Genomic DNA, 15899 nt, shown 5'->3' with positions numbered 1-15899 from the left:
ACCTGAGGACGCACAGTGTCATGCCGGTATCCGTGGCAGATCGACCTGTGCATCCAATAGGCTCATGAAAGCCCGCGCAGCGTTCGACAGCGTCCTTTCGGTGTGCACGATATAGCCTAGCTGGCGACTGAGCTGTATGCCCGGCAAAGCGATACTTGCGACCTGATCATCGAGCATGGTGCGTGGCAGCACGCTCCAGGCCAGGCCGATGGAGACCATCATCTTGATGGTTTCCAGATAGTTAGTGCTCATCGCGATATTCGGCGTCAGGCCCTGGGCCTCGAACAGTCGGCTGACGATGTGGTGGGTAAAGGTGTTACCGCCGGGAAATACCGCCGGGTGCCCGGCGATGTCAGCCAGGCTGACGGAGCCGTTATTGATCAGGTTGTGCTCCGGCGCCACCACGAAATCCAGCGGGTCATCCCAGACCGGTGTGGCGCGCACCAGGTTGTGGGGTTCCGGCGCCAGGGTTATCACTGCCACTTCAGCGCGGCCGTGGAGGATTTCTTCGTAGGCCACTTCCGAATCCAGAAACTGAATATCCAACGCTACGTTCGGGTATTTGCGTGTAAAGGCGCGCAGGATCGGTGGCAGGCGGTGCAAGCCGATGTGGTGGCTGGTGGCCAGTGTCAGGCGCCCGCTGACTTCACCGGTCAGGTTCGTGAGGGCGCGGCGAGTGTCATCCAGCACGTTGAGTATCTGATAAGCGCGCGGCAGCAGGGCGCGCCCGGCTTCGGTCAGGCCCACTTCACGGCCCAGGCGATCAAACAGGCGCACCTTCAGTTGTTGCTCCAGGCCGGCGATACGCTTGCTGATGGCCGGTTGCGTCAGGTGCAGGCGTTCACCGGCGCCGGAGAAGCTGCCGGTCTCGGCGATGGCGATAAAGGCGTTGAGGTTGGCCAAGTCCATTGTTGTATTCCAGTTGGTAATCCAAAGCATAAAAAATATGAATTTGAGTTATTTAATGTAGCGCCATACCATCAGCCTCACAAGCCAAAGGGTTATTGAATGTCTCAAGGCCCGGGGCATAGAAAGATCGATGATGAGGACCGACTGATGGCCGGCAAAACGCTTTACGACAAGCTTTGGGATTCCCATGAAGTGAAACGGCGCGATGATGGCTCGTCGCTGATCTATATCGACCGTCACATCATCCATGAAGTGACCTCGCCCCAAGCGTTCGAAGGCCTGCGGCTGGCCGGGCGCAAACCTTGGCGCGTCGACTCCATCATTGCCACCCCGGACCACAACGTGCCGACCACCCCGGAGCGCAAGGGCGGTATCGAAGCCATTGTCGACCAGGTCTCACGTTTGCAAGTGCAAACCCTCGACGACTATTGCGACGAATATGGCATCACTGAATTCAAGATGAATGACGTGCGTCAAGGCATCGTCCACGTGATCGGCCCGGAGCAGGGCGCGACCTTGCCGGGCATGACCGTGGTCTGTGGCGACTCCCATACCTCCACCCACGGTGCTTTCGGTGCCCTGGCCCACGGTATTGGCACCTCCGAGGTGGAACATGTGTTCGCCACCCAGTGCCTGGTTGCCAAGAAAATGAAGAACATGCTGGTGCGGGTTGAAGGCCAGTTGCCGTTTGGCGTGACCGCCAAGGACATCGTGCTCGCCGTGATCGGCAAGATCGGCACCGCCGGCGGTAACGGCCATGCCATCGAGTTCGCCGGCAGCGCGATTCGCGACCTGTCCATCGAAGGCCGCATGACCATCTGCAACATGTCCATCGAGGCTGGCGCCCGTGTAGGCATGGTGGCGGCAGACGAAAAAACCGTTGAATACGTCAAGGGGCGCCCGTTCGCTCCGCAAGGCGCCGATTGGGATGCGGCGGTTGAAGCCTGGAAAGACCTGGTTTCCGACGCCGACGCGGTGTTCGATACCGTCGTCGAGCTCGACGCGAGCCAGATCAAGCCGCAAGTCAGCTGGGGCACCTCGCCGGAAATGGTCCTGGCTGTCGATCAGAACGTACCGGACCCGGCTCAGGAAGCCGACCTGGTCAAGCGTGGCTCCATCGAACGGGCTTTGAAATACATGGGCTTGAAGGCTAACCAGGCGATCACCGACATTCAGCTGGATCGCGTGTTCATTGGTTCGTGCACCAACTCGCGGATCGAGGACCTGCGCGCTGCGGCGGTGATCGCCAAGGGCCGTAAAGTTGCCTCCACCATCAAGCAGGCCATCGTGGTGCCGGGCTCTGGTCTGGTCAAAGCCCAGGCCGAGGCCGAGGGCCTGGATAAGATCTTCCTCGAAGCCGGTTTTGAATGGCGTGAGCCGGGCTGCTCCATGTGCCTGGCGATGAACCCGGACCGCTTGGAGTCGGGCGAGCATTGCGCGTCGACCTCCAACCGTAACTTCGAAGGGCGCCAGGGTGCCGGTGGCCGTACCCACCTGGTCAGCCCGGCCATGGCCGCCGCTGCTGCCGTCAACGGTCGTTTCATCGACGTTCGCGAATTGATCTGAGGAAGACCCGATGAGAGCTTTTACCCAACACACAGGTTTAGTCGCGCCGTTGGACCGTGCCAACGTGGACACCGACCAGATCATCCCCAAGCAGTTCTTGAAGTCGATCAAGCGCACCGGTTTCGGCCCGAACCTGTTCGACGAGTGGCGCTACCTGGACGTGGGCTATGCCTACCAGGACAACTCCAAGCGCCCGCTGAACAAAGACTTTGTGCTCAACGCCGAGCGCTACCAAGGTGCCAGCGTGTTGCTGGCCCGGGAAAACTTCGGTTGTGGCTCCAGCCGTGAGCACGCGCCATGGGCCCTGGAAGAATATGGCTTTCGCAGCATCATTGCGCCGAGCTATGCCGACATCTTCTTCAATAACAGTTTCAAGAATGGCTTGCTGCCGATCATCCTGAGCGACGCCGAAGTGGATGAGTTGTTCCAGCAGGTGGAAGCCCATCCGGGCTACCAGCTGACCGTCGACCTGGCCGCGCAAACCGTGACCCGTCCGGATGGCAAGGTGTACCACTTTGAAGTGGACGCCTTCCGTAAGCACTGCCTGATCAACGGCCTGGACGATATCGGCCTGACCTTGCAGGACGGTGATGCGATTGCCGCGTTTGAAACCAAGCACCGGGCGAGCCAGCCCTGGCTGTTTCGCGATGCCTGATTTGCGGTAACCGTGCCGGCCCCATCGCGGGCAAGCCCGACTCCCACATTGATCGGTGTTCTCATGAAGAACTCGGTCAACTGTGGGAGCTGGCTTGCCTGCGATAGCGCCAGTACAACCACCCCAAAACCCTAGGAAAACCACCATGACCAGCACCGCCCACACCCAAGTCGTGCAAAAACAATTCGGCGAGCAAGCCTCGGCCTACCTGAGCAGTGCCGTGCACGCCCAAGGCAGCGAATTCGCGCTGCTCCAGGCCGAACTGGCCGGGCAGGGCGCAGCGCGACTGCTGGACCTGGGTTGCGGTGCTGGTCATGTCAGCTTTCACGTGGCAGCGCTGGTCAAGGAGGTGGTCGCCTACGACCTGTCCCAGCAGATGCTCGACGTGGTCGCCGGCGCTGCCGTGGAGCGTGGTCTGGACAACATTCGCACCGTACACGGCGCCGCCGAACGGTTGCCATTTGCCGACGGCGAATTCGACTTCGTGTTCAGCCGCTATTCGGCCCATCACTGGAGCGACCTGGGCCTGGCCCTGCGCGAAGTGCGCCGCGTGCTCAAGCCGGGTGGCGTGGCGGCGTTCGTGGATGTGTTGTCACCGGGTAGCCCGCTGTTGGACACTTACCTGCAAACCGTCGAAGTGCTGCGTGACACCAGTCACGTGCGTGATTACTCCGCCGCCGAGTGGATGCAGCAACTCAGCGAGTCCGGTCTGCATGTGCGCAGCAGCCTGCGTCAGCGCCTGCGCCTGGAGTACACCTCGTGGGTCGAGCGCATGCGCACGCCAGAGGTATTGCGCGCGGCAGTCCTGGCGCTGCAAAAGGCGATGGGCCAGGAAGTGCGAGATTACTACGACATTCAGGCCGACGGCACCTTCAGCGCCGATGTGCTGGTGGTCTTTGCCGAACGCTGATTGATTTTTCCCGACCTGCCCATGGGCAGGTCGCTTGATGAAATGAGGAACGCATGAGCAAGCAGATTCTGATTCTCCCTGGCGACGGTATTGGTCCGGAAATCATGGCCGAAGCGGTCAAGGTCCTGACATTGGCCAACAGCAAGTACCGCCTGGGCTTCGAACTGAGCCACGACGTGATCGGCGGCGCGGCCATCGACAAGCACGGCGTGCCCCTGGCCGACGAGACCCTGGAGCGCGCCCGCGCGGCCGACGCTGTGCTGCTCGGCGCCGTGGGTGGCCCTAAATGGGACAAGATCGAGCGCGACATCCGCCCTGAGCGCGGCCTGCTGAAAATCCGCGCGCAACTGGGCCTGTTCGGCAACCTGCGTCCGGCAATCCTCTACCCGCAACTGGCCGACGCTTCCAGCCTCAAGCCGGAAGTGGTGGCGGGCCTGGATATCCTGATCGTGCGTGAGCTGACCGGCGGTATCTACTTTGGCTCGCCACGTGGCGTGCGCGAGCTGCCGAACGGCGAGCGTCAGGCTTATGACACCCTGCCGTACAGCGAGAGCGAAATCCGCCGTATTGCCCGCGTCGGTTTCGACATGGCCCGCGTGCGCGGCAAGAAGGTTTGCTCAGTCGATAAGGCCAACGTACTGGCGTCCAGCCAACTGTGGCGTGAAATCGTCGAAGAAGTGGCCAAGGACTACCCGGACGTCGAGCTGAGCCACATGTACGTCGACAACGCCGCCATGCAACTGGTGCGGGCGCCCAAGCAGTTCGACGTGATTGTCACCGACAACCTGTTCGGCGACATCCTGTCCGACCAGGCGTCGATGCTCACCGGTTCCATCGGCATGCTGCCGTCGGCGTCCCTGGACACCCACAACAAGGGCATGTACGAGCCGTGCCACGGTTCGGCGCCGGACATCGCGGGCCAGGGCATTGCCAACCCGTTGGCGACCATCCTGTCGGTCTCGATGATGCTGCGTTACAGCTTCAACTTGAGTGAGGCGGCGGACGCCATCGAGAAGGCCGTCAGCCTGGTACTGGATCAAGGTTTGCGCACCGGCGACATCTGGTCGCAGGGTTGCACCAAGGTTGGGACGCAAGAAATGGGCGACGCAGTAGTCGCCGCGCTGCGGAATCTGTAATCTCTCGGGCCCGCTTGCAGTTGTCGCTGCAAGGCGGCCCACTTTTTAACAAGGTGTAGTTGCGATGAAACGTGTAGGTCTGATCGGTTGGCGCGGTATGGTCGGTTCCGTGCTCATGCAGCGGATGCTGGAAGAGCAGGATTTCGATCTTATTGAGCCGGTGTTTTTCACCACTTCGAACGTAGGTGGCCAAGGGCCGTCCGTGGGCAAGGACATTGCCCCGCTCAAGGACGCCTACAGCATTGAAGAGCTGAAAACCCTCGACGTGATTCTGACTTGCCAGGGTGGCGACTACACCAGCGAAGTCTTCCCCAAGCTGCGCGAAGCCGGCTGGCAGGGTTACTGGATCGACGCCGCCTCGAGCCTGCGCATGCAGGACGATGCCGTGATCATCCTCGACCCGGTCAACCGCAAGGTCATCGACCAGCAATTGGATGCCGGCACCAAGAACTACGTCGGCGGCAACTGCACGGTCAGCTTGATGCTGATGGGCCTGGGTGGCTTGTTCGAAGCCGGCCTGGTCGAGTGGATGAGCGCCATGACCTATCAGGCGGCCTCCGGCGCCGGTGCGCAAAACATGCGTGAACTGATCAAGCAGATGGGCGCGACCCATGCCGCCGTCGCCGATCAACTGGCCGACCCGGCCAGTGCGATCCTTGATATCGACCGCCGCGTGGCCGAAGCCATGCGCAGCGATGCGTACCCGACCGAGAACTTCGGTGTGCCATTGGCGGGCAGCCTGATCCCATGGATCGACAAGGAACTGCCGAACGGCCAGAGCCGTGAAGAGTGGAAGGCGCAGGCCGAGACCAACAAGATCCTGGGTCGTTTCAAGAACCCGATCCCGGTGGACGGTATCTGCGTACGCATCGGCGCCATGCGCTGCCACAGCCAGGCGCTGACCATCAAGCTGAACAAGGACGTGCCGATCGCCGATATCGAGTCGTTGATCAGCCAGCACAATCCCTGGGTCAAGCTGGTGCCGAACAACCGCGACATCAGCATGCAGGAGCTGAGCCCGACCAAGGTCACCGGCACCCTGAATGTGCCGGTTGGCCGTTTGCGCAAGCTGAACATGGGCACCCAATACCTGGGCGCGTTCACCGTTGGCGACCAACTGCTGTGGGGCGCGGCTGAGCCGTTGCGTCGTATGCTGCGGATCTTGCTTGAGCGTTGATCGCTTGAGGCAATAAGAGAAACCCGCGCTCTGGTGACAGGCGCGGGTTTTTGTTGTGCTTTCGGACCTTATCAGGAGCAAGCCCCTTCCCACATTTGAATGCGTTCAGGCATCAACCTGTGGGAGGGGGCTTGCTCCCGATAAGGCCATCAGCCACACCACAAACCCAAGGTTAATTGCCTCACCCCCAACCACCCGGTAAAGTGCCGCTCCCCCCGCAATGCCCGAGGCAGCCTCCATGACCCAGACCTTTGAAATCGCCGTGATCGGCGCCACCGGCACCGTTGGCGAAACCCTGGTGCAGATTCTCGAAGAGCTGGATTTCCCGGTGGGCACCCTGTATCTGCTGGCGGGCAGCAATTCGGCCGGTGCATCGGTGCCGTTTCGCGGCAAGAACGTACGGGTCAGGGAGGTCGATGAGTTCGACTTCAGCAAGGCGCAGCTTGCGTTCTTCGCAGCCGGCCCGGCGGTAACCCTGAGTTTCGCCCCGCGTGCCACGGCCGCCGGGTGTTCGGTGATCGACCTGTCCGGTGCGCTGCCGGCTGAGCAGGCGCCTCAAGTCGTACCGGAGGCCAATGCGCACATTCTCAAGGGGCTGAAAAAGCCCTTCCAGCTCAGCAGCCCAAGCCCGTCCGCCACCAACCTGGCGGTGGTGTTGGCGCCGTTGCGGGGTTTGCTCGACATCCAGCGCGTCAGCGTCACTGCCAGCCTGGCCGTCTCCGCGCAGGGGCGTGAAGCCGTGAGCGAGTTGGCCCGACAGACAGCAGAGCTGTTGAATGTGCGGCCGCTGGAGCCCAAGTTCTTCGATCGGCAGATGGCCTTCAACCTGCTGGCACAGGTCGGTACACCAGACGCCCAAGGTCATACAGCCCTGGAGAAACGTCTCGTACACGAGCTGCGCGCGGTGCTGGAAATTCCTTTGCTGAAGATTTCCGCCACCTGCGTTCAAGCCCCGGTGTTTTTTGGCGATAGCCTGACTGTGTCTTTGCAATTGGGGGCGCCGGTTGACCTGGCGGCTGTCAATCGCATTCTCGACGCCGCGCCGGGCATCGAGTTGGTCGAGGAGGGGGATTATCCTACGGCCGTAGGCGACGCGGTGGGCCAGGACGTGGTTTACGTCGGGCGGGTTCGCGCAGGCATCGACGACCCGGCGGAACTAAATCTGTGGCTGACGTCAGATAACGTACGCAAAGGCGCCGCCCTCAACGCCGTGCAACTGGCGCAGTTGTTGATAAAAGGTCTTGTGTAAAAGATACTTGGCGGCAATTTGTAGATTGATTCTAGCCAGGCGCTATGCTTGGCCCAAAGCAGAACAGAAGCGCGTCGGTGACCTATCGGCTCGCCATGCCTTATGGCAGCGGTTACCAACCTTCTCGCAGGCCGGGGAGTGTTCAGACAAAGGATGAGGCTATGGTTCAAGTTCGCAAACTGGTGTTAGCAATAGCGGCCGCCTCGGCGCTGGCCTCCGGTATGGCGCAGGCGCTGCAACTTGGGGAGATGACTCTCAAGTCGACGTTGAACCAGCCGCTGTCGGTTGAGATCGAGTTGCTCGATGTCGGTGGCCTTACAGCATCAGAGATCACGCCGAGCCTGGCTTCGTCCCAGGCATTTGTGGATGCCGGTGTCGATCGCCAGGCGTTTCTCAATGACCTGACGTTCACCCCGGTGATCAACCCCAACGGTCGTAGCGTGGTGCGCGTGACCTCCAGCAAGCCGCTGCCCGACTCCTACGTGCGCTTCCTGCTGCAGGTGCAATGGCCCAATGGCCGTTTGATGCGTGACTACAGCGTGCTGCTCGACCCCGCCAAGTTCGATCAGCCGGCACCGACGGCCAGTGCGCCGGCCTCGCGCTTGAGCGCGCCGGCCAGCACCGCCCCGGCCGCCAGCAAGCCTGCCCAGCACACGACCACATCCCATGACACCTTATGGGAAATTGCCGAGAAGAATCGCAATGGCGCTTCGGTCCAGCAGACCATGCTGGCCATCCAGGCGCTCAACCCCGATGCCTTCGTCGACGGCAATATCAACCGTCTGAAAACCGGGCAGGTCCTGCGTCTTCCTGACCGTGTGCAAGCGACCAGCCTGCCGCAGCCCCGGGCGATCGCCGAGGTGGCCGCGCAAAACACGGCCTGGCGCCAGGGCCGCCGTACCACGCCGAATCCAGTGGTAGGCAAGCCGCAGCTGGATGCCACCAAGCGCACTCAAGCCGGCGATGCACCATCGAGTACTCATGCCAAGGACAACCTGAGCCTGGTCTCGGCCGAGTCGGCCAAGAAGGGGGCGAAGGGCAAGGCTGGTGACAGTCGCGCCCTGAACGACAAACTGGCGATGACCCAGGAAGAGCTGGACACCACGCGCCGTGATAATGCCGAACTGAAAAGTCGCGCGGCAGACCTGCAAAGCCAATTGGACAAGCTGCAAAAACTGATTCAACTGAAGAACGATCAACTGGCCCGCTTGCAGGCGGAAAAGGGTGATCCCGCTGCGCCAGCGACTGCGGTGATACCGGCCCAGTTGCCAGGCGAGCCGGCTGCGGCCACTGCGACGCAGCCGGCTGCCGCTGTGCCGGCACCTGAGCCCGTCAAGCCAGATGCGGCGCCAGCCAGCACCGACGGCAAGTTCAATGAGCTGCTGACCAACCCGATTGTCCTTGGCGTCATTGGTGGTGCCGCGGGCCTGGTGGTGCTGCTGCTTCTGCTGCTATGGGCGCGTCATCGCAATGCCCGTCGTGAAGAAGAAAAGCACCTGCGCATGGCGCGGGCCCTGGCTGAAGAGCCGGCGTTCGCCTCCAACATTGACCACGACCTGCCGCCTGACAGCTTCGAAGGGCTTGAAGTGCCGCCGCCCAGTGTCAAGCTGGCGGCCGCGCCTGCACCGGCACCGGTCGTTGAGCCTGTGGTGGCGCCGACTGTTGCCTCCGTGCTCGCGCCGCTGGCCGTTGCCGTGGCCCCGGAAAACTCCAGCGATGCACTGGCCCAGGCCCAGTCCCATATCGACCGTGGCCACCTGAACCAGGCCGCTGACGTCCTTGAACAAGCCATCAAGCACGAGCCCAAGCGCAGCGACCTGCGCTTGAAGCTGATGGAAGTCTATGGCCTGCAAAACGACAAGGAGGGTTTTGTCACCCAGGAGCGCCAACTGGTGGCCAACGGTGAAAACCATGCCCAGGTCGAGCAGCTCAAGGGACGCTTCCCGGCCATGGCCGTGTTGGCGGCGGGCGTCAGTGCCGCCGTTGCCGCAGCGGCGCTGGATGCCCAATACGTCAAGAACTTGTTGGAAGACAAGCCGACGCCGCCAGCAGAGGCGTTCGACACCGATTTCGACCTGAGCCTGGATGATCTGGAGGCCGCCTCACCGGCCGTGGTTGCGCAAGACCAGCAGACCTTTGAGGCGCTGTTGCAGCAACAGACTGACGCCAAGGCCAGTGAAGAAGACCTGTCGGACTTTGACCTGGACCTGCAATTGGATCCGCCGGCCTCACAGTCCGATGACGACTTCCTCTCGGGGTTGGAAGACTCGATGAAGGACGTGCCGCCGGTTGAACCACCCACCTTGACGCCTGCGGCCCTGGACGATTTCGACCTGCCGGAAGATTTCGACCTGTCCCTTGCTGACGAACCCAGTGCCCCGGCTGCCAAGCCTGATGCCTTCGCGTCGGACCTGGATGACGTCAATGCCGAGCTGGATCGCTTGTCCCAGAGCCTGGAACATCCTTCGATCGAGCCTTCCTTCACCGCAGAGGACGCCGCGCTGGGCGCTGATGAGCCGGAGTTTGACTTCCTCTCCGGTACGAATGAGGTCGCCACCAAGCTGGACCTGGCCCAGGCTTATATTGATATGGGCGATGCAGACGGCGCGCGGGATATCCTTTCCGAAGTGTTGACCGAAGGCGATGAGGCGCAGCGCATCGAGGCCAAGGAAATGCTCGGGCGCTTGGCGTGATTGCCAGCCATTGATACTGCGGCGACCCTTGGGTCGCCGTTTTGCTTTGTAACCTACCAAACCCATGGCGTCTGGGGCGCACCGCCTTATAATGGCCGCCTTTGCGCAACTCTTCAGGCTCTCAGTTCTTGGCAAATATAGATAACGCGGCCGCCGAAATGGCGGCCGCAGGCTTTTACCGCATCGCCTTGGGCGTGGAATACAAAGGCTCGCGCTATCGTGGCTGGCAGCGTCAGGCGTCAGGCGTGCTGACGGTGCAGGAAACGCTGGAGAATGCACTGTCCAAGGTCGCCGACTCGCCGGTGTCGCTGATGTGTGCCGGGCGTACTGACGCAGGGGTACACGCCTGTGGCCAGGTGGTGCATTTCGATACCCAGGCCGAGCGCTCGATGAAGGCGTGGGTGATGGGGGCTAATATCAATTTGCCCCATGACGTCAGCGTGAGTTGGGCCAAGGTCATGCCGGCGCATTTTCATGCGCGGTTCAAGGCCATTGCCCGTCGTTATCGCTATGTGATCTACAACGACCAGATCCGTCCGGCGCACCTTAACGAAGAAATTACCTGGAACCACCGCCCGCTGGATGCCGAACGCATGGCCGAGGCCGCGCAGCATCTGGTGGGTGTGCATGACTTCAGTGCCTTTCGTGCCGGCCAGTGCCAGGCCAAGTCGCCGATCAAGGAGGTCCATCACCTGCGCGTGACTCGTCACGGCAAGATGATTGTGTTGGATATCCGCGCCGGGGCGTTCCTGCACCACATGGTGCGTAACATCGCTGGCGTGCTGATGACCATCGGTACTGGCGAGCGCCCGGTGGAATGGGCCAAGGAAGTGCTGGAGAGCAGGATTCGTCGCACCGGCGGAGTCACGGCGCATCCGTTTGGCCTGTACTTGGTGGATGTGGAGTACCGTGACGAGTTCGAGTTGCCGGAACGTTTTATCGGGCCACACTTCCTCACAGGTTTCAGCGAACTTGGCGGCTGACGCCTGGAAAAGCTTTTGTTACCATCCGGGACTTTCTCGGTCCAATCCCTGAGGTTTCTACGATATGTCAGCCGTTCGCAGCAAGATTTGCGGGATTACCCGCATAGAAGACGCGCTGGCGGCAGTCGAGGCAGGGGCGGATGCCATCGGTTTTGTGTTTTATGCCAGGAGCCCGCGGGCGGTAAATGTGTTGCAGGCGCGGGCGATCATTGCCGCGCTGCCGCCGTTCGTGACCACCGTGGGCCTGTTCGTCAACGCCAGCCGTTGTGAGCTCAACGAAACCCTGGATGCCGTGCCGCTGGACCTGTTGCAATTCCATGGCGACGAGACCCCGGATGAATGCGAAAGCTACCAACGCCCGTACATCAAGGCATTGCGGGTCAAGGCGGGGGACGATATTGCCGCGGCGTGCGCCGCGTACACCGGCGCACGTGGGATCCTGTTGGACACCTACGTCGAAGGGGTGCCGGGGGGCACGGGCGAGGCGTTCGATTGGTCACTGATTCCGGAGGGCTTGAGCAAGCCGATCATTCTGGCCGGTGGGCTTAATGCCGCTAATGTCGGGGCGGCCATCGAGCAGGTCCGACCATTCGCCGTGGACGTCAGCGGTGGGGTAGAGCAGGGCAAGGGCATCAAGGATCACAGCAAGATTCGCGCATTCATGCAGGTCGTGCGCAACAGCAGTGTCGGGATGTGACGGCTGGCAGTCTGCCGCCGTCCATAACTACCACTGTGTAAAACAGCACCGGCGCCGCCTGCGGGAGGCCCGGAAATGAAGTGGCAACCCTGCGCTGGCAGGTTGTCTGGAAGGCTGAGGATACTGGCGGGAAATGGCAGGTCGAACGTCTGACCCCGTCCCCCCTGTATCATCGCCACATATGAATTTAGCTCAAGGGCATACGCGGGGCTGTGTTCAAGCCACCGGTACTGGAGAAAGAAAGCATGAGCAACTGGTTAGTAGACAAACTGATCCCTTCGATCATGCGTTCCGAGGTGAAGAAAAGCTCGGTTCCTGAAGGTCTGTGGCACAAGTGCCCGTCCTGCGACGCGGTGCTGTACCGCCCGGAGCTGGAAAAGACCCTGGATGTTTGCCCCAAGTGCAACCACCACATGCGTATCGGCGCCCGCGCCCGCATCGATATCTTCCTGGATGCCGACGGCCGCAATGAGCTGGGCGCAGACCTGGAGCCGGTCGACCGTCTCAAGTTCCGCGACGGCAAGAAGTACAAGGACCGCCTGACCGCCGCGCAGAAGCAGACTGGCGAGAAAGATGCGCTGATCTCTGTCAGCGGTAAGCTGCTGGGCATGCCGGTCGTGGTCTCGGCGTTCGAATTCTCCTTCATGGGCGGCTCCATGGGCGCCATTGTCGGTGAGCGCTTTGTGCGTGCCGCCAACTACGCCTTGGAAAACCGCTGCCCGATGATCTGCTTTGCAGCCTCCGGCGGTGCGCGCATGCAGGAAGCCCTGATCTCGCTGATGCAGATGGCCAAGACCTCGGCGGTACTGGCGCGCCTGCGCGAAGAAGGCATTCCGTTCATCTCCGTGTTGACCGACCCGGTCTACGGCGGTGTTTCGGCCAGCCTGGCCATGCTGGGTGACGTGATTGTCGGCGAGCCCAAGGCACTGATCGGCTTTGCCGGCCCGCGCGTGATCGAGCAAACCGTTCGCGAAAAACTGCCGGAAGGTTTCCAGCGCAGTGAGTTCCTGCTGGAGCATGGTGCGATCGACCTGATCATTGCGCGCGGTGAGTTGCGTCCGCGCCTGGGCAACCTGCTGGCGCAGATGATGGGGCTGCCGACGCCTGTGTACGTCGCGCCTAAAGTTGAACCTATCGTTGTGCCGCCGGTGCCTGCAAACCTATGACCCAGCGCACCCTGGGCGAATGGCTCGCCTACCTTGAGCAGTTGCATCCGTCAGCCATCGACATGGGCCTGGAGCGCTCGCAACAGGTAGCGGCCCGCCTTGGGTTGGGCCGCCCGGCACCGCGAGTGATCACGGTGACCGGCACCAACGGCAAAGGCTCGACCTGCGCCTTTGTCGCGGCGCTGCTGCGAGCCCAAGGGCTGAAAGTCGGCGTGTACAGTTCGCCGCACCTGCTGCGCTACAACGAGCGGGTGCAACTCAATGGCGTTGAAGCCACTGACGAGCAACTGTGCGAAGCCTTCGCTGCGCTGGATGCCGGGCGTGGCGAAATTTCCCTGACCTATTTCGAGATGGGTACCCTCGCGGCGTTCTGGTTGTTCGAGCGTGCGCAACTGGATGTGGTCGTATTGGAAGTCGGCCTGGGCGGACGCCTGGATACGGTTAATGTCGTGGATGCCGACCTGGCGCTGGTCACCAGCATTGGTGTCGACCATGCTGACTACCTGGGTGATACTCGCGAGTCTGTGTCCTACGAAAAAGCCGGGATCTTCCGTCAGGGCAAACCCGCGCTGTGTGGTGACTTGGACCCACCGCAACCCTTGCTGGACAAGGTGCGTGAGCTAGGTTGCCCGTTCTACCTGCGTGGTCGCGAATTTGATCTCGAGATCGGTGCGACGCATTGGCAATGGCGTGGGCGCGATGGGCATGGCCAAATTGTTGCGTTGCACGACCTGCCCTTGCTGACCCTGCCGATGGAAAACGCTGCGCTCGCGCTGCAAGCGTATTTGTTGCTGGGCTTGCCTTGGAATGCCGAGCAGATAGCCGCGACGTTGCTGGCCACGAGCGTGGTCGGGCGCCTGGATCGCCGAGTATTCGAATGGGAAGGCAAGCGGCTGAACCTGCTGCTGGATGTGGGGCATAACCCCCACGCTGCCCAATACCTGGCCCAGCGCCTGTCGCGCACGCCACCGGCTGGTCGTCGCCTGGCGGTGTTCGGGTTGTTGGCCGACAAGGACCTGGAGGGTGTGGTTGCGCCGTTGCTGGGGGGCGTTCAGTCTTGGGCTGTTGCACCGTTGGATACGCCGCGTAGTCGTCCGGCGGCTGAGTTGGAAGTTGCCTTGCAGAACCTTGGTGCGCCTGTGGCGTCGTATGCAAGCGTCACCGCGGCCCTTGAGGCGCAGTGTGCGGTAGCAACGGCCGAGGACGAAATCCTGTTGTTCGGATCATTTTATTGTGTTGCCGAGGCGCTCGAATGGTTGGCCCGGCGCTCCACGGAGGAAGCTGCACATGGCATTACTGGATAGCGCATATAAGCAGCGAATGGTTGGAGCCCTGGTGTTGGTGGCGCTGGCAGTGATTTTTCTGCCCATGCTGTTTTCCCGCCAGGACGAACAGCGCCAAGTGATCGTTGAGGCGCCAGCTGCACCCCAGGCGCCGGTGGTCCCTCAGGTTCAGGTTGAGCCGGTGGTGGTGCCCGAGCCGCAAGCATTGCCGCAAGAGCCGGTTCCGACGGATGAGGAGGTTGCCGCGCAACAAGCGCCTTCGATGCCGGTTCAGCCGAGTGTGCCGGTGGTCAAGCCGACGCCGGCACCCGCCCCGGCTGTTGCCGCCAAGCCGGCCGTGCCCGCGCCTGCACCTAAACCGGTAGCGCCGCAGCCCGCTGCGCCAGGTAAGCCGGATGTGGGTCAGAGTCGTATCGATCCCAATGGCTTGCCGATCAGTTGGTCGATCCAGCTCGCGAGCCTGGCCAACCGCGAAAGCGCCGACGCCTTGCAGAAAAAGCTGCGTGCTCAGGGCTATAACGCTTATATCCGTAGTGCCGATGGCAAGAATCGCGTGTTTATCGGGCCGCTGATCGAGCGCGCCGAAGCTGACCGCCTGCGGGACTTGTTGGGGCGCCAGCAGAACCTCAATGGTTTTGTGGTGCGTTTCCAGCCTGAGCGCGGCTGATTCAAGCCAGCAAATCGGTCTAAGTGTGGGAGGGGGCTTGCTCCCGATGGCAGTGGTTCAGTTCAAATGTATTGACTGACCCGCCGCCATCGGGAGCAAGCCCCCTCCCACATTGGTTTTGTGGTGGGTTAAAAGGGCGTTGGCTCGCCACAAACCATTGATTTGCAAAGCACCCGCAATCACAGCTTACCGATAGCCCGGCGCTCTGCTAAAATGCGCCGCCTTATCCGTACGTAGGCTGCACTGTGCCATTTACCTGGGTTGATTGGGCGATCGTTGCAATCGTCGCCATCTCCGCTTTGATCAGTCTAAGCCGCGGCTTCGTAAAAGAAGCATTGTCGTTGCTGACATGGATCATCGCAGGAGTCGTAGCCTGGATGTTCGGTGGCTCACTGTCGGTCTACCTGGCCGGATACATCGAGACACCTTCGGCTCGCGTCATCGCGGGCTGCGCCATCATGTTCATCGCCACGCTGCTGGTGGGGGCAATGGTCAATTATCTTATTGGCGAGTTGATACGTGTCACCGGCCTCTCCGGGACCGATCGATTTCTCGGCATGGCCTTCGGCGCTGCGCGTGGCGCGTTGCTGGTGGTTGTGGCGGTCGGGCTGTTGAGCCTGGGGCCGGTACAGCAGGATTCGTGGTGGCAGGAGTCGGTACTCGTGCCAAAATTTCTATTGGTTGCAGATTGGTCCAAGAACCTCATATTGGGGTGGAGCAGTCAGTGGCTGGCCAGCGGAATCAGCGTACCCGCTGATCTTCCGTTCAAGGAACACCTCTTGCCGGCCAAAACGCCTCAGTAAGTTGT

Annotated in this window: 14 protein-coding genes; 13 read left to right on the top strand and 1 reads right to left on the bottom strand. The window is 61.5% G+C overall.

The window, feature by feature from the left end:
- Positions 1 to 18 precede the first annotated feature (18 nt).
- On the bottom strand, positions 19 to 909 hold the full coding sequence (locus M5B43_RS05995) for a LysR family transcriptional regulator (RefSeq protein WP_248749220.1): 891 nt from the start codon (positions 907 to 909) through the stop codon (positions 19 to 21).
- A gap of 147 nt (positions 910 to 1056) precedes the next feature.
- Between M5B43_RS05995 and leuC the strand changes: the two genes are divergently transcribed.
- The 13 genes from leuC (at position 1057) to M5B43_RS05930 (ending at position 15894) form a co-directional block, all read left to right on the top strand.
- Positions 1057 to 2475, top strand: a complete 1419-nt coding sequence (gene leuC, locus M5B43_RS05990; RefSeq protein ID WP_248749219.1) for a 3-isopropylmalate dehydratase large subunit — start codon at positions 1057 to 1059, stop codon at positions 2473 to 2475.
- Between the two features lie 10 nt (positions 2476 to 2485).
- Positions 2486 to 3130 carry a 3-isopropylmalate dehydratase small subunit gene (leuD, locus tag M5B43_RS05985; RefSeq protein WP_248749218.1) on the top strand — a complete coding sequence of 215 codons (645 nt, stop codon included), beginning with the start codon at positions 2486 to 2488 and terminating at the stop codon, positions 3128 to 3130.
- Between the two features lie 145 nt (positions 3131 to 3275).
- Positions 3276 to 4040 carry a class I SAM-dependent methyltransferase gene (locus M5B43_RS05980; protein ID WP_248749217.1) on the top strand — a complete coding sequence of 255 codons (765 nt, stop codon included), beginning with the start codon at positions 3276 to 3278 and terminating at the stop codon, positions 4038 to 4040.
- A gap of 53 nt (positions 4041 to 4093) precedes the next feature.
- The gene (gene leuB / locus M5B43_RS05975) at positions 4094 to 5176 is read left to right on the top strand and encodes a 3-isopropylmalate dehydrogenase (protein ID WP_248749216.1); all 1083 of its coding nucleotides are present in this window, start codon (positions 4094 to 4096) and stop codon (positions 5174 to 5176) included.
- Between the two features lie 64 nt (positions 5177 to 5240).
- Complete coding sequence (asd, locus tag M5B43_RS05970) at positions 5241 to 6353, top strand: aspartate-semialdehyde dehydrogenase (protein WP_248749215.1); 1113 nt, start codon at positions 5241 to 5243, stop codon at positions 6351 to 6353.
- A gap of 238 nt (positions 6354 to 6591) precedes the next feature.
- Complete coding sequence (locus M5B43_RS05965; RefSeq protein ID WP_248749214.1) at positions 6592 to 7602, top strand: aspartate-semialdehyde dehydrogenase; 1011 nt, start codon at positions 6592 to 6594, stop codon at positions 7600 to 7602.
- 161 nt (positions 7603 to 7763) lie between these two features.
- A complete protein-coding gene (locus tag M5B43_RS05960; protein WP_248749213.1) occupies positions 7764 to 10295 on the top strand; it encodes a FimV/HubP family polar landmark protein in 2532 nt (843 codons plus the stop codon).
- Between the two features lie 158 nt (positions 10296 to 10453).
- The gene (gene truA / locus M5B43_RS05955) at positions 10454 to 11278 is read left to right on the top strand and encodes a tRNA pseudouridine(38-40) synthase TruA (protein WP_248749344.1); all 825 of its coding nucleotides are present in this window, start codon (positions 10454 to 10456) and stop codon (positions 11276 to 11278) included.
- A 64-nt stretch (positions 11279 to 11342) separates the two neighbouring features.
- Positions 11343 to 11975, top strand: coding sequence for a phosphoribosylanthranilate isomerase (locus M5B43_RS05950; RefSeq protein ID WP_248749212.1), 633 nt, complete (start codon positions 11343 to 11345; stop codon positions 11973 to 11975).
- A 245-nt stretch (positions 11976 to 12220) separates the two neighbouring features.
- The gene (gene accD / locus M5B43_RS05945) at positions 12221 to 13141 is read left to right on the top strand and encodes an acetyl-CoA carboxylase, carboxyltransferase subunit beta (RefSeq protein WP_248749211.1); all 921 of its coding nucleotides are present in this window, start codon (positions 12221 to 12223) and stop codon (positions 13139 to 13141) included.
- Positions 13138 to 14445, top strand: a complete 1308-nt coding sequence (folC, locus tag M5B43_RS05940) for a bifunctional tetrahydrofolate synthase/dihydrofolate synthase (RefSeq protein WP_248749210.1) — start codon at positions 13138 to 13140, stop codon at positions 14443 to 14445. The genes accD and folC overlap by 4 nt, the downstream gene beginning before the upstream one ends.
- The gene (locus M5B43_RS05935) at positions 14429 to 15091 is read left to right on the top strand and encodes an SPOR domain-containing protein (RefSeq protein ID WP_248749209.1); all 663 of its coding nucleotides are present in this window, start codon (positions 14429 to 14431) and stop codon (positions 15089 to 15091) included. Before folC ends, M5B43_RS05935 begins: the two co-directional genes overlap by 17 nt.
- 245 nt (positions 15092 to 15336) lie before the next feature.
- Complete coding sequence (locus tag M5B43_RS05930) at positions 15337 to 15894, top strand: CvpA family protein (RefSeq protein WP_003192538.1); 558 nt, start codon at positions 15337 to 15339, stop codon at positions 15892 to 15894.
- Positions 15895 to 15899: the final 5 nt, after the last annotated feature.

Source organism: Pseudomonas sp. MWU15-20650, assembly GCF_023242475.1.
GTDB lineage: Bacteria > Pseudomonadota > Gammaproteobacteria > Pseudomonadales > Pseudomonadaceae > Aquipseudomonas.
This window is presented reverse-complemented; position numbering and strand designations above follow the sequence as displayed.